Below are 16,051 nucleotides of genomic sequence, written 5' to 3'. Positions count from 1 at the left end.
TGGATAAAGTTATCCACATGCGTTCGTCGAACGTTCCAAAGTTTTAAGAAAATGTGATCCATCCATGGTTTGTCATTCGGCCGAATCGACCCCCTCGGACGGCATAGGACCTTGGGTGGGAAAGGCCGGTCCGGCATGGGACGGCATGGGAAATCGCCCCACAGTTATCCACCGGCTGTGGATTAGTCTGGGGAAAATGTGGATGGGACCGTGCACATCCTGGGGATGGCCGCGGAAAAGCCCGGAGAGCTGCAGGGGGAGCGTGGGGAGAAGGGGCGTCCGCCCTGTGGATGACGCGGACAGCCGCCCATGCCGTCCCAGGCCGGACCATCCGATCGGGCGGGGCGGGGGCAAACGGGTGCCACCATGGGGCGCCGTGGGATTAAGCGCCCTGACGGGGGATCCGTTCTGGGATGGAATGGGCAAAAGGTATGGGAAAAGCGCCAGATGGCCTGTAAGCCGGGTTCTGTATCCCGCCCCGAGGGGCAGGCGATGGCCATTCGTCTGGGACGCCGGTTGCCCGGACGCCTCGCGCGACCAACCCGAGCGGCGGCGCGGAAACGCGCTTGACCCACGCCCATCCCGTTGCGGGGATGGTGGTCGGGCCGCTCCTATTCGGTCTTGCTCCCGGTGGGGTTTACCGTGCCGTCCCCGTTGCCGGGTCCGCGGTGCGCTCTTACCGCACCCTTTCACCCTTACCTGCGTCGAAACGCCGGCGGTTTGCTTTCTGTGGCACTTTCCCTAGGGTCGCCCCCGCCGGCCGTTAGCCGGCACCGTGTTTCCGTGGAGCCCGGACTTTCCTCCCCCGGTCGAAACCGAAGGCGGCCATCCGGCCATCTGGCGCGGTCGTTCATATAGGGAAGCGGCCGTGGGGGCAAATCCCAAATCGCCGGTTCAAGCCCTTACCGTCCGGTCAGCCGCAGCAGCGCGCGCAGACGCCGCACCGATTCGGCATTTGAGATGCCGGTCAGGCATTCGGGATGGAAATGGCGCTGGAAGGCCAGCAGAGCCCGCGGCTCGGCCGGGTCGTACCCATAGCGTCCCAGCAGGGCGGCGGCCTCCGCGTCGGTGAAGGGTCCGTCGTCGGCCTGGGACGGCGTGGGCCAAATCCCGACTCCCTGGGCGGCGAGTCCCGGCCAGTCGAACAGCTCACCCGGATCCTCCTTGCGGGCGGGCGCCACGTCGCTGTGGCCCAGCACGTCGGCGGGGGCGATCCCGTGGCGCTTCACGATGCCCTGGCATAGCTCGGCCACCGCCGCCATCTGCGCCAGCGGAAAGGGGCGATAGCCGAACTCGTGGCCCGGATTGACGATCTCGACGCCGATGGAGCGGCTGTTGACGTCCCCGGCGCCGCGCCAGCCCGACCGGCCGGCATGCCACGCCCGCCGGTCCTCCGGAACGTGGGCGTAGATGGTGCCGTCCTCGTCCACCGTGTAATGGGCGCTGACCTGGGCCGCCGGGTCGCACAGCCGCTCCAGCGCATGGGCGGCGGTGGGCATGCCGGTATAGTGCAGGATCAGCAACTCCACCCGTGAACCATCGGCCCGTGGGCCGTGGTTGGGGGAGGGGCGGTCGATCCGGCGGAAGGCGCTCATGTCGGCATCTTATCAGGTCGGGCCGGATCAGGTTGGATTGGTGACCGTCTGGTTGACCGCCTTCGGCCCGCGCCGGACGATCACCGCGACTCCGCCGATGGTCAGCAGCCCGCCGATGGCGAGGTTGATCGTCACCGGGTCGCCCATCAGCAGCACGCCGCTGGCGACGCCGAAGACCGGCACGGTCAGCAGATAGGGCATGGTCTGGTTGACGGAATAACGTCCCAGCAAGGGATACCACAGCCCATAGGCGATGATGGTGACGGCGACGGCCATATAGGCGATGGATGCCCAGCCGACCCAGGTCGAGTTCGCCAGTGCCGCCATCTGCCCATGCTCCAGCAGCAGCGACAGGACCAGCAATTGCGGCATGGCGAACAGCGCCATCCAGCCGTTGACGGCGAAGCCGTTCACCGCCCCGATCAGCTTCATCTGCACGCTCGCCACCGCGAAGGCGAAGCTCGCGGCCAGGATCAGCAGCAGCGAATAGAGCGACTCGCCCAGCCGTGGCTCGCCCGCGATCACCGCCACGCCGGCGAAGGCGGCGGCCATGCCGATGCCGCGGCGCCAGCCCAGCTTGTCCTTGAACACCAGCGCCGCCAGCAGGGAGGAGAAGGGCACCTGCACCTGTGCCGCCAGCGAAGCGGTGGCGGCGTCGATCCCGTTGAGCCCGCTGAACATCATCGGGAAATGGATGCTGCCCAACGTCACCGACAGAAGCGCGATCTTCCACAGCTTGTCGCGCGGCACGCGGAAGAAGGGGATGATCAGCACCGCCACCAGGGCGAAGCGCAGGAACATCACGAACAGCGGCGGGAATTCGGCCAGCGCCCATTTCGCCACGACGAAGTTCAGTCCCCAAAGCGCCATCACCACCAGCGCCTGGAGCGTGTGGGCGAATGTCATGCCCGCCCACCTTCCAGTTCCTCGCGCATCGCCTCCAACTCCAGCCAGCGCTCCTCCGCCGCGGCGAGCGCCGCCTGCTTGGCGTGCAGCTGTTCGCTGGTCTTCTGGAACTTGGCGGGGTCGCGGCTGAACAGGTCGGGGTCGGTCAGCGCCTTCTCCAGCTTGGCGATCTCGGTGCCCAGCCCGTCCATGCGAGCCGGCAGCTCGTCCAATTCGCGCTGATCCTTGTAGCTCAGCTTGCCGCGCGGCTTGGCTGCTGCGGCCGGGGCCACGGCCGCCGACTTTGGCTTGGCGGCAGCGGCGGGCGCCGCCTTGGCCGGGCGCTGCACCAGATAGTCGGAATAGCCGCCGGCATATTCGGTGGCGGTGCCGTCGCCCTCCAGCGCGATGGTGGCGGTCACCAGCCGGTCGAGGAAGTCACGGTCGTGGCTGACCAGCAGCAGCGTGCCCTGATAGTCGCCCAGCACGTCCTCCAGCAGGTCCAGCGTGTCCATGTCGAGGTCGTTGGTCGGCTCGTCGAGGATCATCATGTTGCTGGGCTTGGCGAACAGCCGGGCCAGCAGCAGCCGGTTGCGCTCGCCGCCCGACAGCGCCTTGACCGGGCTGTCCAGCTGCCGGGTGTCGAACAGGAAGTCCTTGATGTAGCCGGCGACATGGCGCGACACGCCGTTGACCATCACCGCGTCGCCGCCGAAGGGGCACAGCACCTTGCGGATGGTGTCTTCCGGGTCCAGCCCCTCGCGTCGCTGGTCGAAATAGGCGGTGTCGAGGCTGGTGCCCAGCTTCACCGTGCCCTCGTCGGGGTCGAGCTGGCCGGTCAGCATCTTCAGCAGGGTCGATTTGCCGGCGCCGTTCGGCCCGATCAGCCCCACCCGGTCGCCGCGCAGGATGCGGGTGGAGAAGTTCTTCACGATGGTCTTGCGGCCCTCGGGCGTGTCGAAGCCCTTGGAGATGCCGGTCGCCTCGATCACCAGCCGGCCGCCGCGCTCGGCTTCCGCGATGGCGAGCTTGGCCTGCTGGCCGCCCTTGATCTGCTCCGCGCGCCCGGCGCGCAGGTCCAGCAGGTTGCGCACACGTCCCATGTTGCGGGTGCGCCGGGCGGAGATGCCCTCGCGCAGCCACTTCATCTCGCTTTCGATTTTGCGGTCCAGCTTGTGGGCCGCGGCTTCCTCCGCCTCGAACACCTCGGCCTGCCAGGTCTCGAACTCGGCGAAGCCGCGGTCGGTGGCACGCACCGTCCCGCGGTCGAGCCACAGCGTCCGCTTGGCGAGCCGGTTCAGGAAGGCGCGGTCGTGGCTGATCAGCAGCAGCCCGCCACGGAAGGCCAGCAACTCCTCCTCCAGCCACTCGATGGTGGGGAGATCGAGGTGGTTGGTCGGCTCGTCCAGCAGCATGACGTCGGGGTTGCCGACCAGCGTGCGGGCCAGCGCCGTGCGGCGCGATTCGCCGCCCGACAGGGTGCGTGGATCGCGATTGCCGTCCACCTGCAGCCGGTCGAGCACCGCGTCGACCCGGTGCGCCTCGTCCTGCTCGTCGGCGGGCAGGCCCTGCACGACATAGTCGTGGACGGTGGCGCAGCCCGTGAAGTCCGGCTCCTGCGGCAGATAGGCGAGGCGGGCGCCCGGCTGCACGAAGACGGTGCCGCCGTCGGGGTGGATCATCCCGGCCAGCACCTTCATCAGCGTCGACTTGCCCGACCCGTTGCGCCCGACCAGACAGGCGCGGTCGCCGCGGCCGATGGACAGGTCGATGCCGTCGAACAGCGGACGGCCGCCGAAGGTGACGGTGACGCCCTGGAGCGCCGTGATGGGTGCGGGAGGAGCCATGGACCGTTCGTGCGCCGGAAAATCGAGGGGAGGGGATGGGTTATAGCGTGCCATCCCCCTCTGCCGCGACCCGGAAAAACGGTTGGGCGGGTTGCGTCCCCCGCGATTGCCGGCCGGTTACGCGGTCCCGGTCGGCGTCGGTACCTGCTGTTCCTGCATCTTGAAGCCGAAATAGGTGCCGTTGCTGATGCCGGTCAGCGCCAGCAGGTTGGCCGACAGCTCCGGCATGCCCAGCGTGCGGGTGACCTCGTAGAGGAAGGTGATGCCCAGCACGCCGGTCCAGGCCAGAAGCTGCAGGCGGTGGATGTTGTAGCCGGCGGCGTCGCTCAGCAGATCGGGCAGCAATCCTTGGGACGGCGGATAGACCTCGGCCAGGCTGGCGGCCATCGCGGTTTGGTCGGGCGGGTTGGCCGCGGCGGCGGCGAGGTAGGCGGCGGCATGCTGGTGGCGCCGGGTGTCGTCGTCGCTCGGCCGGCGATCCTGGAAGGCGGCCAGGACGGATGTGCCGCCGACGATCCCCATCAGCGCTATGGTGCCGGTGGTGATGGTGTCCATCGACCCGGTGATGGTCAGGATGGCGACATAGGAGGCGGTGACGATCCCGCTCCACCACAGAAGCTGGAAGCGGGCGAGGCTGTAGGGCGCCCGGTAGTTGGCCGGCATCGGCACGCCGGCGATCGGCGTGATGGCGTCGGTGCGGCCGAAATGGCGGAAGAAGGCGAACAGGAACAGCGCCGCCACCAGGGCGAACCAGACGGCGGCCAGCCCCAGGTCGCGGTCGCTGGCGCCCTGGATGGAGACCATCTTCGGCGCGGTGGTCATGCCGCCTGTGGCCGGGCCGAAGGCGACCGGCAGGGTCTTGGCGCCGGCGAGGTTGAAGAAGCCGCTGAAGGCGGTCTGCCATGACGCCCGCCGTTGGGCCGCGTCGTCGCCGTTGCCGGAGATGGAGGTGGAAGCGGTGCCCACCAGCTCACCCTTGGCCGAGCAGCCGAAGCTGGCGCGGGCGCCGGGGATGGTCTGGCCGTTGGCGACCAGGACCAGGGCTTGCGCGTTCAGCGTCGCGGCCTGCGTGGCGCAGTCGGTGCCGGCCGGCGGCACTCCCAGGTTCAGCGTCAGCGGCTGTCCCAGCACCACCCCCGGCACCACCCCCGGCACCACCGTCGCGTCGGCGGCCGCCGCCGGCATCTGCGCCTGCGCGGCGCCGCCCGTTGCAATCGTCGTTCCCAGAACCGCAGCGAAGATCGTCCGGATGATCGTGCGTCGCATCGTCATGTCGCCCCCAAAGCGCGCGGGCAACCGATCGCCCGCCCCGGCGGGAACGATACGTCAGGAAACGGGATAAAGCCTATGGCAAAACAATTTCAAATCATCAAAAGCTGTGACGAATCGCGACATGTCAGGACAGGGCCGCAGCTCCCTCCCGTTGCCGGCGAATGCGGTCGTAGGCGGCATTGATCAGCGCGAGTTTCTGGGTGGCGAGGTCGATGAACTCCTGCGGCATGCCCTGGGCGATCAGCCGATCCGGGTGGTGTTCGCGCACCAGCGCCCGGTGGGCGATTTTCACCGCGTCGTCATCCGCGTGGCGCGACACGCCCAGCACGGCGTAGGGGTCGGTCTCCGTCGGGGTGCCGGCCAGATGGTGACCGGCGACGATGCGGCGGAAGTCGGCCTCGTCGAAGCCGAAGATCACGGCGACGGCGCGCAGATACTCCACCTCCGTCTCGTGCAGCTCATCGTCGGCTTCGGCGATCATCAGCAGGCTGTCGAGCAACTCCTCCAGCACCGCATGCTTGTCCTCGAACAGCTTGGCGATCTGGCGGGCATATTCCTCGAACCCGCGGGTGTCGCGGCGGGCGAGGTCGAAGACGCGGCCGACATTGCCCAACTCCTCCGGCGGGACGCGGAACAGCCGCTTGAAGGTGTCGACCTCCACCCGCTTCACCACGCCGTCGGCCCGCGCCATCTTGGCGGCCAGCGCGATCACGCCGATGGTGAAGGCGACGGTCTGCTTGGCCGCTTCGGCATCGGCGTCGCTCATGCCCCGGCGCGGCTGGTCGTCCGGGCCGCAGGGCGACCACAGGTCGACCGCATGCCCGGCCAGACCGCCCAGCAGGGCGCCGATCGGCCCGCCGGTGAACAGGCCGGCCGCGCCGCCCAGGATCTTGCCCCAAATGCTCATGCTACGCTCTTATGTCCGCAGGCTCCCCAACCGGGGGCAGCATAGCGGCCGGAACAGGGCGGGCCAACTGTGGCGCACCGGCAACAGGCCAGCATTGTTCGCATTGCAAAGTTCTAATAAGCGCTTGCGATTCCCGTCAGCCACGCCATGTTGCAATGCAACAAAGGGCGCCGCAGAGAGCGCCGGCCGTGACAAAAGCGGTGTCCGCCGGTGGCGGCGCCGGAGCCTGGGGAAAAACGTTCTGCGCGAATGCGTTTTCGGATTTTCGAGAACCGTGAGCAGAGCCATGCCTATCATCCGCAAGATCCTGCCGACCGAACTGCCCCAGTACCGGGCACATCTTCTCCGCCTTGACCGGACGGACCGCTATGCCCGCTTCACCGGCACCCTGTCGGACGAGGCGGTCGAGCGGCATTGCGCAGCCATCGACTGGGGCCGGACGGTCATTCTCGGCGCGTTCGAGGACGGCGTGCTGCGCGGCGCGGTGGAACTGTGCGGCGACCGCATCCTCTGGCCGCAACAGGCGGAGTTCGGCATCAGCGTCGAATCGGTGCTGCAGGGCAAGGGGGTCGGCAGCACGCTGGTCCGCCGCATCCTGAATGTCGCCCGCAACCGCGGCATCCGCCATGTCCACATGATGTGCCTGTCGGAGAATGTCCGCATGCGTGCGCTGGCCCGCCGCTTCGGTGGCCGGCTGGCGCTGGACAGCGGCGAGATCACCTCGCGGTTCGAGCTGCCGCCGCCCAACCAGTTCTCCCTCGCCCTGGAAGCGCTGGAGGATGGCACCGGCGCCTTCAACAGCATCCTGTCCGGCAACGCCATTCTTGGCCGTCTGCCCACCCCGTCGCCGCAGCGGCTGGCCGCCTGAGCGGCAGGGTTCTTCATCGGTGATCCTGTGTTCTTTCCGCCGCTTCCCTACCTCCTGATGGGGACGGGCCACTCAAGCGGTTGAAATTCGCTGCCGGATCGCGAAACTCCGGCCCACGCGCGGTGCGGTTGCCGCGCATGGAATTCGGCGGGTGCGACGATGGGTGAGACGGAGAACGCGACGGTGGCCGGAGGGGCGGTGGCCGGAGCGGCGGAGACCAGGCCGGCCCGGTGGCAGTTCTGGGTGGATCGCGGCGGCACCTTCACCGACATCGTCGGCCGCCGGCCGGACGGGTCGGTCGTGACCCACAAGCTGCTGTCGGAAAATCCGGAGCGCTATGCCGACGCCGCCGTCCAGGGCATCCGCGAGCTGCTGGGCCTGAAGCCGGGCCAGCCGATCCCGCCGGACACGGTGGAGGTGGTGAAGATGGGCACCACCGTCGCCACCAACGCCCTGCTGGAACGCAAGGGCGAGCCGACCGTCCTGTTGATCACCGAAGGGCTGGGCGACCAGCTGCGCATCGGCCATCAGGCCCGGCCGAAGATCTTCGCCCGCCACATCCATCTGCCCGACCAGCTCTATTCCCATGTGGTGGAGGTGCCGGAGCGGGTGATGGCCGACGGCCGGGTGCTGAAGCCGGTCGACCTGCACGCCGTCCGCCGCGGGCTGGAGGAGGCCTACCGCCAGGGCTTCCGCGCCGCCGCCATCGCGCTGATGCACGGCTACCGCTATCCGGAGCATGAACGGCAGGTCGCCTCGCTGGCCCGCGCGGTCGGCTTCACCCAGGTCTCCGTCAGCCATCTGGTCAGTCCGCTGATGAAGCTGGTCGGCCGCGGCGACACCACGGTGGCCGACGCCTATCTCTCCCCGGTGCTGCGCCGCTATGTCGATCGTGTCGCCAACGACCTCAGCGTCGACGGCACGCCGGTGCCGCTGATGTTCATGCAATCCAACGGCGGCCTGACCGACGCCCGCCGCTTCCAGGGCAAGGACGCCATCCTGTCGGGTCCGGCCGGCGGCGTGGTGGGTGCGGTGCGCACCGCCGGCATGGCCGGCTTCGACCGGGTCATCGGCTTCGACATGGGCGGCACCTCCACCGACGTGTCGCATTATGCCGGCGAGTATGAGCGCGCCTTCGACGCGGTGGTGGCCGGGGTGCGGGTGCGGGCGCCGATGATGCACATCCACACGGTCGCGGCCGGCGGCGGCTCGCTCTGCGTCTTCGACGGTACCCGCTTCCGCGTCGGGCCGGACAGTGCCGGCGCCAATCCGGGTCCTGCCTGCTACCGCCGCGGCGGGCCGCTGACGGTCACCGACTGCAACGTCATGGTCGGCAAGATCCAGCCGCGCTTCTTCCCGCATGTCTTCGGCCCGAACGGCGATCAGCCGCTGGATGCCGAGGTCGTGAAGGCCCGCTTCACCGAACTGGCCGCCACCGTCAACGCCAAGCTCGGCACGACGATGACCCCGCAGGAGGTCGCCGAAGGCTTCCTGCGCATCGCCGTCGACAACATGGCCAACGCCATCAAGAAGATTTCCGTTGAACGCGGCTATGACGTCACCGGTTACACGCTGAACGGCTTCGGCGGGGCGGCGGGCCAGCATGTCTGCGCCGTCGCCGACGCGCTGGGCATGACGCGGGTGTTCCTGCATCCGCAGGCCGGTGTGCTGTCGGCCTACGGCATCGGGCTGGCCGACACCGTGGCCATCCGCGAGCGCGCGGTGGAAGGACCGCTGAGCGACGCCGTGGTCGACCGGCTGACCATGCTGTTCACCGACCTGGAGACCGAAGGGCGGGCGGAACTGACCCGCCAGGGCGTCGATGCCGGCCGGCAGGCGATCAACCGCCGCGTCCATCTGAAGGCCGCCGGCTCCGACACCACGCTGACCGTCGCCTTCGGGTCGAAGGTGGCGATGACCAAGTCCTTCGAGGAGGCGCACCGCCGCCGCTACGGCTTCCTCACCCCCGGCACCGCGCTGGAGGTTGAGTCGGTGACGCTGGAGGCCGTCGGCCTCACCGACGTTCTGGAGGACCCGGAGCTTCCCGTCACCACCGCGGTGCTGCCGCGCCGGCTCGCCACCGTCGCGATGCATATTGGTGGCCAGCGCCGCGAGGCGCCGCTCTACGACCGCCGCCAGCTTCAGCCCGGCAACCGCGTCGTCGGCCCGGCGATCCTGGCCGAAGCCGTCTCCACCACCGTGGTCGAGCCCGGCTGGATGGCGGAGGTCACCCGCAAGAACCATCTGGTGCTGACCCGGCTGGAGCCGGCGACCCAGCGTCAGGCCGCCGGAGTCAAGGGCGGGGCGAAGGTCGATCCAGTGACGCTGGAGGTCTTCAACAACCTGTTCATGTCCATCGCCGAGCGGATGGGCGTGACCTTGGAGAAGACCGCCCGCTCGGTGAACGTCAAGGAGCGGCTGGACTTCTCCTGCGCCCTGTTCGATCGCGAAGGCGGGCTGATCGCCAACGCCCCGCACATGCCGGTTCATCTGGGATCGATGGGCGAGAGCGTGCGCGCGGTCATCGAGCGGCGTGGCGGCAGCTTCACCGCCGGCGAGAGCTTCGCGCTGAACGATCCCTACCATGGCGGCACCCATCTGCCGGACATCACCGTCGTCTCGCCGGTGTTCGACGAGGCCGGCAAGGACCTGCTGTTCTTCGTCGCCTCGCGCGGGCACCATGCCGATGTCGGCGGCATCACCCCCGGCTCCATGCCGCCGGACAGCAAGACCATCGCCGACGAGGGCGTGCTGCTGGATTGCGTGCCGCTGGTGGAGAACGGCCAGTTCCGCGAGGAGGCCATGGTGGAGCTTTTGCGCTCCGGCCCGCATCCGGCGCGCAACCCGGCGCAGAACATCGGCGATCTGAAGGCGCAGGTGGCGGCCAACGAGCAGGGCACCCGCGAGTTGCACCGCGTCGTTCGCCTGCACGGACTGTCCACCGTCATCGCCTATATGCGCCACGTCCAGGACAATGCCGAGGAGCAGGTCCGCCGCGCCATCGGCGTGCTGAGCGACGGCGATTTCGCGGTGACTCTGGACAATGGCGCGGTCATCAAGCTGCGGGTGTCGATCGACCATGCCGCGCGCTCGGCGATCGTCGATTTCTCAGGCACCAGCACGCAGCTGACCAACAATTTCAACGCTCCGTCGGCGGTCTGCCGGGCGGCGGTGCTGTATGTGTTCCGCTGTCTGGTGGACGACGAGATCCCGATGAACGAGGGCTGCCTGCGCCCCATCGAGATCGTCATCCCGCCCGGTTCCATGCTGTCGCCCAACCCGCCGGCCGCGGTGGTTGCCGGCAATGTCGAGACCAGCCAGTGCATCGTCGATGCGCTGTTCGGCGCGCTGGGGGTGATGGCGTCTGCCCAGGGCACGATGAACAACACCACCTTCGGCAATGAGTGGCACCAGTATTACGAGACGGTCTGCGGCGGGTCCGGTGCCGGCAACGGCTTCAACGGCACCGACGCGGTGCAGACCCACATGACCAACTCGCGCCTGACCGATCCGGAGGTGCTGGAATGGCGCTTCCCGGTGCTGGTGGAGAGCTTCCGCATCCGCCGCGGCTCCGGCGGGACAGGGCGCTGGCGCGGCGGCGACGGCGTGATTCGCCGCCTGCGCTTCCTGGAGCCGATGACCGCCGCCATCCTCGCCAACCACCGCAAGATCGCCCCGTTCGGCCTGAAGGGCGGTGCGGACGGTGCGGTAGGCCGCACCTGGGTCCAGCGCACCGACGGCAGCGTGCAGGAACTGGCCTCCCAGGACAGCACGGCGATGCGGCCGGGCGACGCCCTGGTGGTTGAGACGCCGGGCGGCGGCGGGTTCGGGGCGGTGGGGTAAGGGGGCGTTGGGGGGCGTGATGCCCCCTCCCTAACCCTCCCCCGCTATGGCGGGAGAGGGGACTGCCGCCGCTCCTTTGCAACACTTTTGCAAAGTTCCTACCCCCTCTCCCGCGAAGCGGGGGAGGGATGGGGAGGGGGCAACCGCAGCAGCACGTCGCGCACAGACTCAGCCTCACTCCGCCCGATGCGGCGCCACGATGCCGAAGCGGTGCATCTGCCGGTGGATGGTGGAGCGATCGACCCCCATCGCCCGCGCCGTCGCAGACACGTTCCAGTGATGCCGCCGCAGCGTCTCGCGCAGCCGGGCGGCGGGGTCTTCCTCCGCCGCCGCCACTGCCTTCTCCGCCACCTCCGCCGGCCACGCCTGGAACAGGCCGCTGTGCTGCACCGGCTCCGGAATGTCGTCGAGGTCGATCAGCCCGCCATCGCTGACCGCGCAGGCATAGTCGAGCGCATTCACCAGCTCCCGCACATTGCCCGGCCAGCCGTGCCCGCGCAGAGCCGCCAGCGCCGCCGGGGTCAGCCGGTAGCCGATGCCGTCACGTTCCGTCCGCTCGGCCAGCAGCCGCTCGATCAGCCACTCCAGGTCACCGCGCTGGCGCAGGGGCGGCACGGTGAACACCGCGCCGTTGAGACGAAAGTACAAGTCGTCGCGGAATTTGCCGGCCTTGACCAGTTCTACCAGATCGCGGTGGGTGGCGCCGATGACGCGGACATCCACCGAAACCGCCTTGGTCCGGCCGATCGGCGTCACCTCCCGCTCGGCCAGCACGCGCAACAGGCGGGTCTGCGACGACAGCGGCATGTCGCCGATCTCGTCCAGGAACAGGGTGCCGCCGTCGGCCTCCAGGATCAGCCCCTTCTTGCCGCGCGCCGTCGCCCCGGTGAAGGAGCCCGGCTCGTAGCCGAACAACTCGCTCTCGATCAGGTTTTCCGGCAGTGCGGCGCAGTTGATGGCGACGAAGGGCTTGTTGCGGCGGACGCTGGCCTTGTGCAGGGCCTTGGCCAGATGCTCCTTGCCGGTGCCGGTCTCGCCATGGATCAGCAGGCTCATGCGGGTGTTGACCAGCTTGGCCGCGCGCGTCAGCACCGCCTTCAGCGCCGGATCGCCGCCGGACACCACCCGCAGCGGCTCCGGCAGCGTGTCGCCGCCATGGTCCGGCGCATGGCTGCGCGGCAATGACACGGCTGGCGGCGGCATCGCCTGGGCGAACAGCGGCAGGCCGGTGCGGCGCAGGCGCAGCGTGCGCTGTTCGGTCGGCAGCGAGCGGACGAAATGAACCAGATCATCCACTTCGCAGTCGAACAGCTCGGCGAAGGAGCGGCCGAGCGGCGACACCCCATCCTCCACCAGCAGGTCGCGGGCCTTGTGGTTGAAGCCGACCACCCGCCCGCCGCCGTCCAGCGCCAGGACGAAGTCGGGATCGACCTCCGCGAACTCCTGCGACGCCGACAGCTTCACCACCCAGTCGCGGCGGAAGTTGTTGTAGAGATTGGCGGTTTCGATCTTGTGGACATAGGCGCGCACCATCTGCAGCGCCAGATACTGGCTGATCTTCGGTTCCGGAGAATGCAGGGCGGAGATGTCCAGAACGGCGGCCAGTTCGCCGCCGCTGTCGAAGACGGGTGCGGCGGTGCAGGTCAGCGGGATGTGGGTGGAGTCGAAATGGTCGGTCTGGTGGACGGTCAGCGCCTGGGCGGTGGCGATGCAGGTGCCGACCGCGCAGGTTCCGGCGTGCCCCTCGTTCCAGTCCGCCCCCAGATACAGCCCGGCCCGGCGCAGATGGTTGTCGAAGGTCGGGTCGCCGATGAAGTCCACCGTGACGCCGTTGCTGTCGGTCAGCAGCAGGACATAGCCCATGCCGGCCACCTGCCGGTACAGCGCCTCCAGTCCGAAGCGGGCCATGCGCAGGAACTCGTCCATGGCGTCGCGATGCTCGCGCAGCCGTTCCTGCGGCAGGATGTGTGGCTCGCGCCCGACGGTGGGGTCCAGCTTGTGGTCGGCGACGCAGCGGCGCCAGGAGCTTTCGATGATCGGGTCGCGGGCGGACCGCAAGCCGGCGGAGACACCGCCGGTGGAGACACGGACGAGTTCATCGATGTGGGCCGCGCGCGCGCTGTCCATGGTCGTGCCTCCCGCAGTCATCGTCCGCTTGTCCCGCGAACATATTTATAAGGAACAGTACCAACCGGCCGGCCCGATAGGCAACATGTGCAAAAGCATCAGACCGCGCCGCCGTCCGACCCCAGCCGCAGCCGCCGGCATACCGGCGTATGACCCCGGCTTTTCGTTATTGTTCTGCGACATGACGTTAAGGACATTTGCACAACCTGGGCCTCATGCTCCATAAACGGGCAAGGATCGCCGGGAGCTTTCGAGTTGCGGATTCTGATCGTCGACGATTCACCGCGCCACCTGACCATGATGGTGTATGAGCTGAACAAGCTCGGCTACGCCACCAGCGTGGTCCACAGCGGGGCCGCCGCCATCGAAGCGGTGGCGAATGAGCGGTTCGACGTGGTGATGGCCGACATCCGTCTGGCCGACATGACCGGCATCGAGCTGTGCTGGCACCTGCGCACCGCCCAGGGGCTTCGCCACCTGTACTTGATCCTAATGATCCCCGGCAGCATGACCGACCAGTTCCACGAACTGGTGGAGGCCGGCGCCGACGAATTCCTGCGCAAGCCCCTGGACTGGAAGTGGACGGCGGCGCGCCTGCTGGCGGCCTCGCGCGTCGTGGCGATGCAGCGCGACCTGGAACGGCTGGCGACCACCGACGCCCTGACCGGCGCCATGAACCGCCGCCGCTTCCTGGAAAGGGGGGCTGAAGAGTTTACCCGCTCGCGACGATACGAGCGTCCGCTGTCGGTGGTGATGCTGGATATCGACCACTTCAAGCGGGTCAACGACACCCACGGCCACGCCACCGGCGACGAGGCGATCCGCAGCACGGTGCGCGCCTGCAAGGACACTCTGCGCGCTTGCGACATCATCGGCCGCCTGGGTGGCGAGGAGTTCGCCGTGGTGATGCCGGAAACCCCGCCGGTAAACGCCTTCGCCGCCGCCCAGCGCCTGCGCCAGGCGATCGCCGCCCAACCGGTGAAGCTGGAGGACGGCGGTGAACTGTACCTGACCGTCAGCCTTGGCCTGAGTTGGCTGACCGGCCCCGACACCGGCATCGAACCGCTGCTGGCCCGCGCCGACGCCGCCCTCTACCGCGCCAAGAACGCCGGCCGCAATCGCGTGGAGGTCGAACCGCAGATCGCGCTGCCGAAGTCGATACAGGGGTAGGGGAGGGCAACGCCGGGGGCCTCGCAATCGTCGAACCGCGATCGACGCTGCATCATGTGGACGATGCGCAAAGAAAAACCCCCTGACTTCCTTCCGGAAATCAGGGGGTTTTCTGTGATGGTAGCAGCGGAGGGATTTGAACCCCCGACCAAGGGATTATGATTCCCCTGCTCTACCACTGAGCTACGCTGCCATCGTGAGCGCCATTATTGGCGTTTCCGCCGCCGTTGGCTACCATCGTGTCCCGTCGTTGCCGCCGGGAGCCGCTATATAGGATAGGGCGACTTGGCCTGTCAACGCGGAATTTTCAGGGGGTGCGATTTTTTTCGGCCGGTCGGCAAAAATCGGCATAACCCCCTGATTCAGGCCGCCGTTTCACCAACCTCAACACCCTCGGCCACACCTCCCGCCGTGCCGGAAATCCAGCCGCCGCCCAGCACGCGGTCGCCCTGATAGACGACGCAGGCCTGACCGGGAGCGATGCCGTGCTGGGCCTCCAGCAGTTCCACCCGCGCGGTGCCGTCCGGGCCGGCGCGCCACAGGGCAGGGGCGGCGGGCTGGGCGGAGCGGAGCTTCACCGACACCTCGATGCCGGCACCCTCGACCAGATGAGGACCCAGCCAGTTCACGTCGCGGACCATCACCAGCGAGCGGGCGAGGTCGCGGCGCGGGCCGACGACGACGCGGCGGCGGGCGGGCTCCAGGCGGACGACGTAGAGCGCCTCCTCCTCCTGGCCGCGGATGCCGCCGATGCCCAGCCCCTTGCGCTGGCCGACCGTGTAGTGGACGACGCCCTTGTGGCGGCCCAGCACCCGGCCGTCGACATGAACGATGTCGCCGGGCTCGACGGACCCGGGGCGCAGCTTCGCCACCACCTCGGCATAATTGCCGTTGGGGACGAAGCAGATGTCCTGGCTGTCGGGCTTGGCCGCAACCTCCAGCCCGTGGCGCTCGGCCAGCGCGCGGGTCTCCGGCTTGGTTAGGCCGCCGAGCGGGAAACGCAGGAACTCCAGCTGCTCGCGCGTGGTGGCGAACAGGAAATAGCTCTGGTCCTTGGCGGGATCGACGGCGCGGTGCAGCTCGGCACCCTGCGGGCCGGCGATGCGGCGGACGTAGTGGCCGGTGGCAAGCGCGTCGGCGCCCAAATCGCGGGCGGTGTTCAGCAGGTCGCGGAACTTGACGCGCTGGTTGCAGCGCACGCAGGGGATCGGCGTCTCGCCGCGCAGATAGCTGTCGGCGAAGTCATCCATCACGTCCTGGCTGAATCGGCCCTCGTAATCCAGGACGTAATGCGGGATGCCGATGCGGTCGGCGACCTGACGGGCGTCGTAGATATCCTGGCCGGCGCAGCAGGCGCCCGGCTTCTGCAGGGCGAGGCCGTGGTCGTAAAGCTGCAGCGTGATGCCGACGACGTCATAGCCCTCCTCCCGCAGCACGGCGGCGGTGACGGAGGAATCCACCCCGCCGGACATCGCAACGACGACGCGGGTGTCCTGGGGGCGCTTGGAAAGACCGAGGGAGTTCATGGCGCCCTATA

10 protein-coding genes, 1 tRNA gene and 1 other RNA gene are annotated in these 16,051 nt (G+C 68.5%); 3 read left to right on the top strand and 9 right to left on the bottom strand.

Going from position 1 to position 16,051, the window contains the following annotated elements; all coding sequences use genetic code 11:
- Positions 1-439: 439 nt before the first annotated feature.
- The 6 genes from rnpB to M5E06_RS08160 all read right to left on the bottom strand — a co-directional run bounded on the left by rnpB (position 440) and on the right by M5E06_RS08160 (position 6,506).
- Positions 440-841: RNase P RNA component class A (gene rnpB, locus M5E06_RS08185), an RNA gene on the bottom strand.
- Positions 842-902: 61 nt separating this feature from the next.
- A complete protein-coding gene (locus M5E06_RS08180) occupies positions 903-1,595 on the bottom strand; it encodes an N-acetylmuramoyl-L-alanine amidase (RefSeq protein ID WP_252137800.1) in 693 nt (230 codons plus the stop codon).
- A 27-nt stretch (positions 1,596-1,622) separates the two neighbouring features.
- Positions 1,623-2,501 (bottom strand): DMT family transporter, encoded by an 879-nt coding sequence (locus tag M5E06_RS08175; RefSeq protein WP_109151233.1) that lies wholly within the window; start codon positions 2,499-2,501, stop codon positions 1,623-1,625.
- Positions 2,498-4,327 carry an ATP-binding cassette domain-containing protein gene (locus tag M5E06_RS08170; RefSeq protein ID WP_252137799.1) on the bottom strand — a complete coding sequence of 610 codons (1,830 nt, stop codon included), beginning with the start codon at positions 4,325-4,327 and terminating at the stop codon, positions 2,498-2,500. The genes M5E06_RS08175 and M5E06_RS08170 overlap by 4 nt, the downstream gene beginning before the upstream one ends.
- A 117-nt stretch (positions 4,328-4,444) precedes the next feature.
- Positions 4,445-5,599 carry a hypothetical protein gene (locus tag M5E06_RS08165; RefSeq protein WP_252137798.1) on the bottom strand — a complete coding sequence of 385 codons (1,155 nt, stop codon included), beginning with the start codon at positions 5,597-5,599 and terminating at the stop codon, positions 4,445-4,447.
- A 124-nt stretch (positions 5,600-5,723) separates the two neighbouring features.
- Complete coding sequence (locus M5E06_RS08160; RefSeq protein WP_252137797.1) at positions 5,724-6,506, bottom strand: TerB family tellurite resistance protein; 783 nt, start codon at positions 6,504-6,506, stop codon at positions 5,724-5,726.
- Positions 6,507-6,792: 286 nt separating this feature from the next.
- On the opposite strand from M5E06_RS08160, the gene M5E06_RS08155 reads away from it, so the two are divergent.
- Together M5E06_RS08155 and M5E06_RS08150 are read left to right on the top strand one after the other, a co-directional pair.
- A complete protein-coding gene (locus M5E06_RS08155; protein WP_109151237.1) occupies positions 6,793-7,374 on the top strand; it encodes a GNAT family N-acetyltransferase in 582 nt (193 codons plus the stop codon).
- A gap of 159 nt (positions 7,375-7,533) precedes the next feature.
- Positions 7,534-11,217, top strand: coding sequence for a hydantoinase B/oxoprolinase family protein (locus M5E06_RS08150; RefSeq protein WP_252137796.1), 3,684 nt, complete (start codon positions 7,534-7,536; stop codon positions 11,215-11,217).
- Positions 11,218-11,391: 174 nt separating this feature from the next.
- Here the strand turns inward: M5E06_RS08150 and M5E06_RS08145 are convergent, their stop codons facing one another.
- Entirely contained in the window at positions 11,392-13,344 is a 1,953-nt protein-coding gene (locus M5E06_RS08145; RefSeq protein ID WP_252137795.1) for a sigma-54-dependent Fis family transcriptional regulator, read from the bottom strand.
- Positions 13,345-13,599: 255 nt separating this feature from the next.
- On the opposite strand from M5E06_RS08145, the gene M5E06_RS08140 reads away from it, so the two are divergent.
- Positions 13,600-14,514, top strand: a complete 915-nt coding sequence (locus tag M5E06_RS08140) for a GGDEF domain-containing protein (protein ID WP_136704316.1) — start codon at positions 13,600-13,602, stop codon at positions 14,512-14,514.
- Positions 14,515-14,632: 118 nt separating this feature from the next.
- Here M5E06_RS08140 and M5E06_RS08135 read toward each other — a convergent pair.
- A tRNA-Met gene (locus tag M5E06_RS08135) sits at positions 14,633-14,707 on the bottom strand.
- A 169-nt stretch (positions 14,708-14,876) separates the two neighbouring features.
- A complete protein-coding gene (gene mnmA, locus M5E06_RS08130; protein WP_252137794.1) occupies positions 14,877-16,040 on the bottom strand; it encodes a tRNA 2-thiouridine(34) synthase MnmA in 1,164 nt (387 codons plus the stop codon).
- Between the last annotated feature and the right edge of the window lie 11 nt (positions 16,041-16,051).

Source organism: Azospirillum sp. A1-3, from assembly GCF_023806445.1.
In the GTDB taxonomy this organism is placed as follows: domain Bacteria; phylum Pseudomonadota; class Alphaproteobacteria; order Azospirillales; family Azospirillaceae; genus Azospirillum.
This window is presented reverse-complemented; position numbering and strand designations above follow the sequence as displayed.

Excerpts from the sequence above, each read along its gene's own strand:
- M5E06_RS08145 (WP_252137795.1), bottom strand. The coding sequence starts at position 13,344 with ATGGACAGCGCGCGCGCGGCCCACATCGATGAACTCGTCCGTGTCTCC.
- M5E06_RS08180 (WP_252137800.1), bottom strand. The coding sequence starts at position 1,595 with ATGAGCGCCTTCCGCCGGATCGACCGCCCCTCCCCCAACCACGGCCCA.
- M5E06_RS08175 (WP_109151233.1), bottom strand. The coding sequence starts at position 2,501 with ATGACATTCGCCCACACGCTCCAGGCGCTGGTGGTGATGGCGCTTTGG.
- M5E06_RS08165 (WP_252137798.1), bottom strand. The coding sequence starts at position 5,599 with ATGACGATGCGACGCACGATCATCCGGACGATCTTCGCTGCGGTTCTG.
- M5E06_RS08160 (WP_252137797.1), bottom strand. The coding sequence starts at position 6,506 with ATGAGCATTTGGGGCAAGATCCTGGGCGGCGCGGCCGGCCTGTTCACC.
- M5E06_RS08150 (WP_252137796.1), top strand. The coding sequence starts at position 7,534 with ATGGGTGAGACGGAGAACGCGACGGTGGCCGGAGGGGCGGTGGCCGGA.
- M5E06_RS08155 (WP_109151237.1), top strand. The coding sequence starts at position 6,793 with ATGCCTATCATCCGCAAGATCCTGCCGACCGAACTGCCCCAGTACCGG.
- mnmA (WP_252137794.1), bottom strand. The coding sequence starts at position 16,040 with ATGAACTCCCTCGGTCTTTCCAAGCGCCCCCAGGACACCCGCGTCGTC.
- M5E06_RS08170 (WP_252137799.1), bottom strand. The coding sequence starts at position 4,327 with ATGGCTCCTCCCGCACCCATCACGGCGCTCCAGGGCGTCACCGTCACC.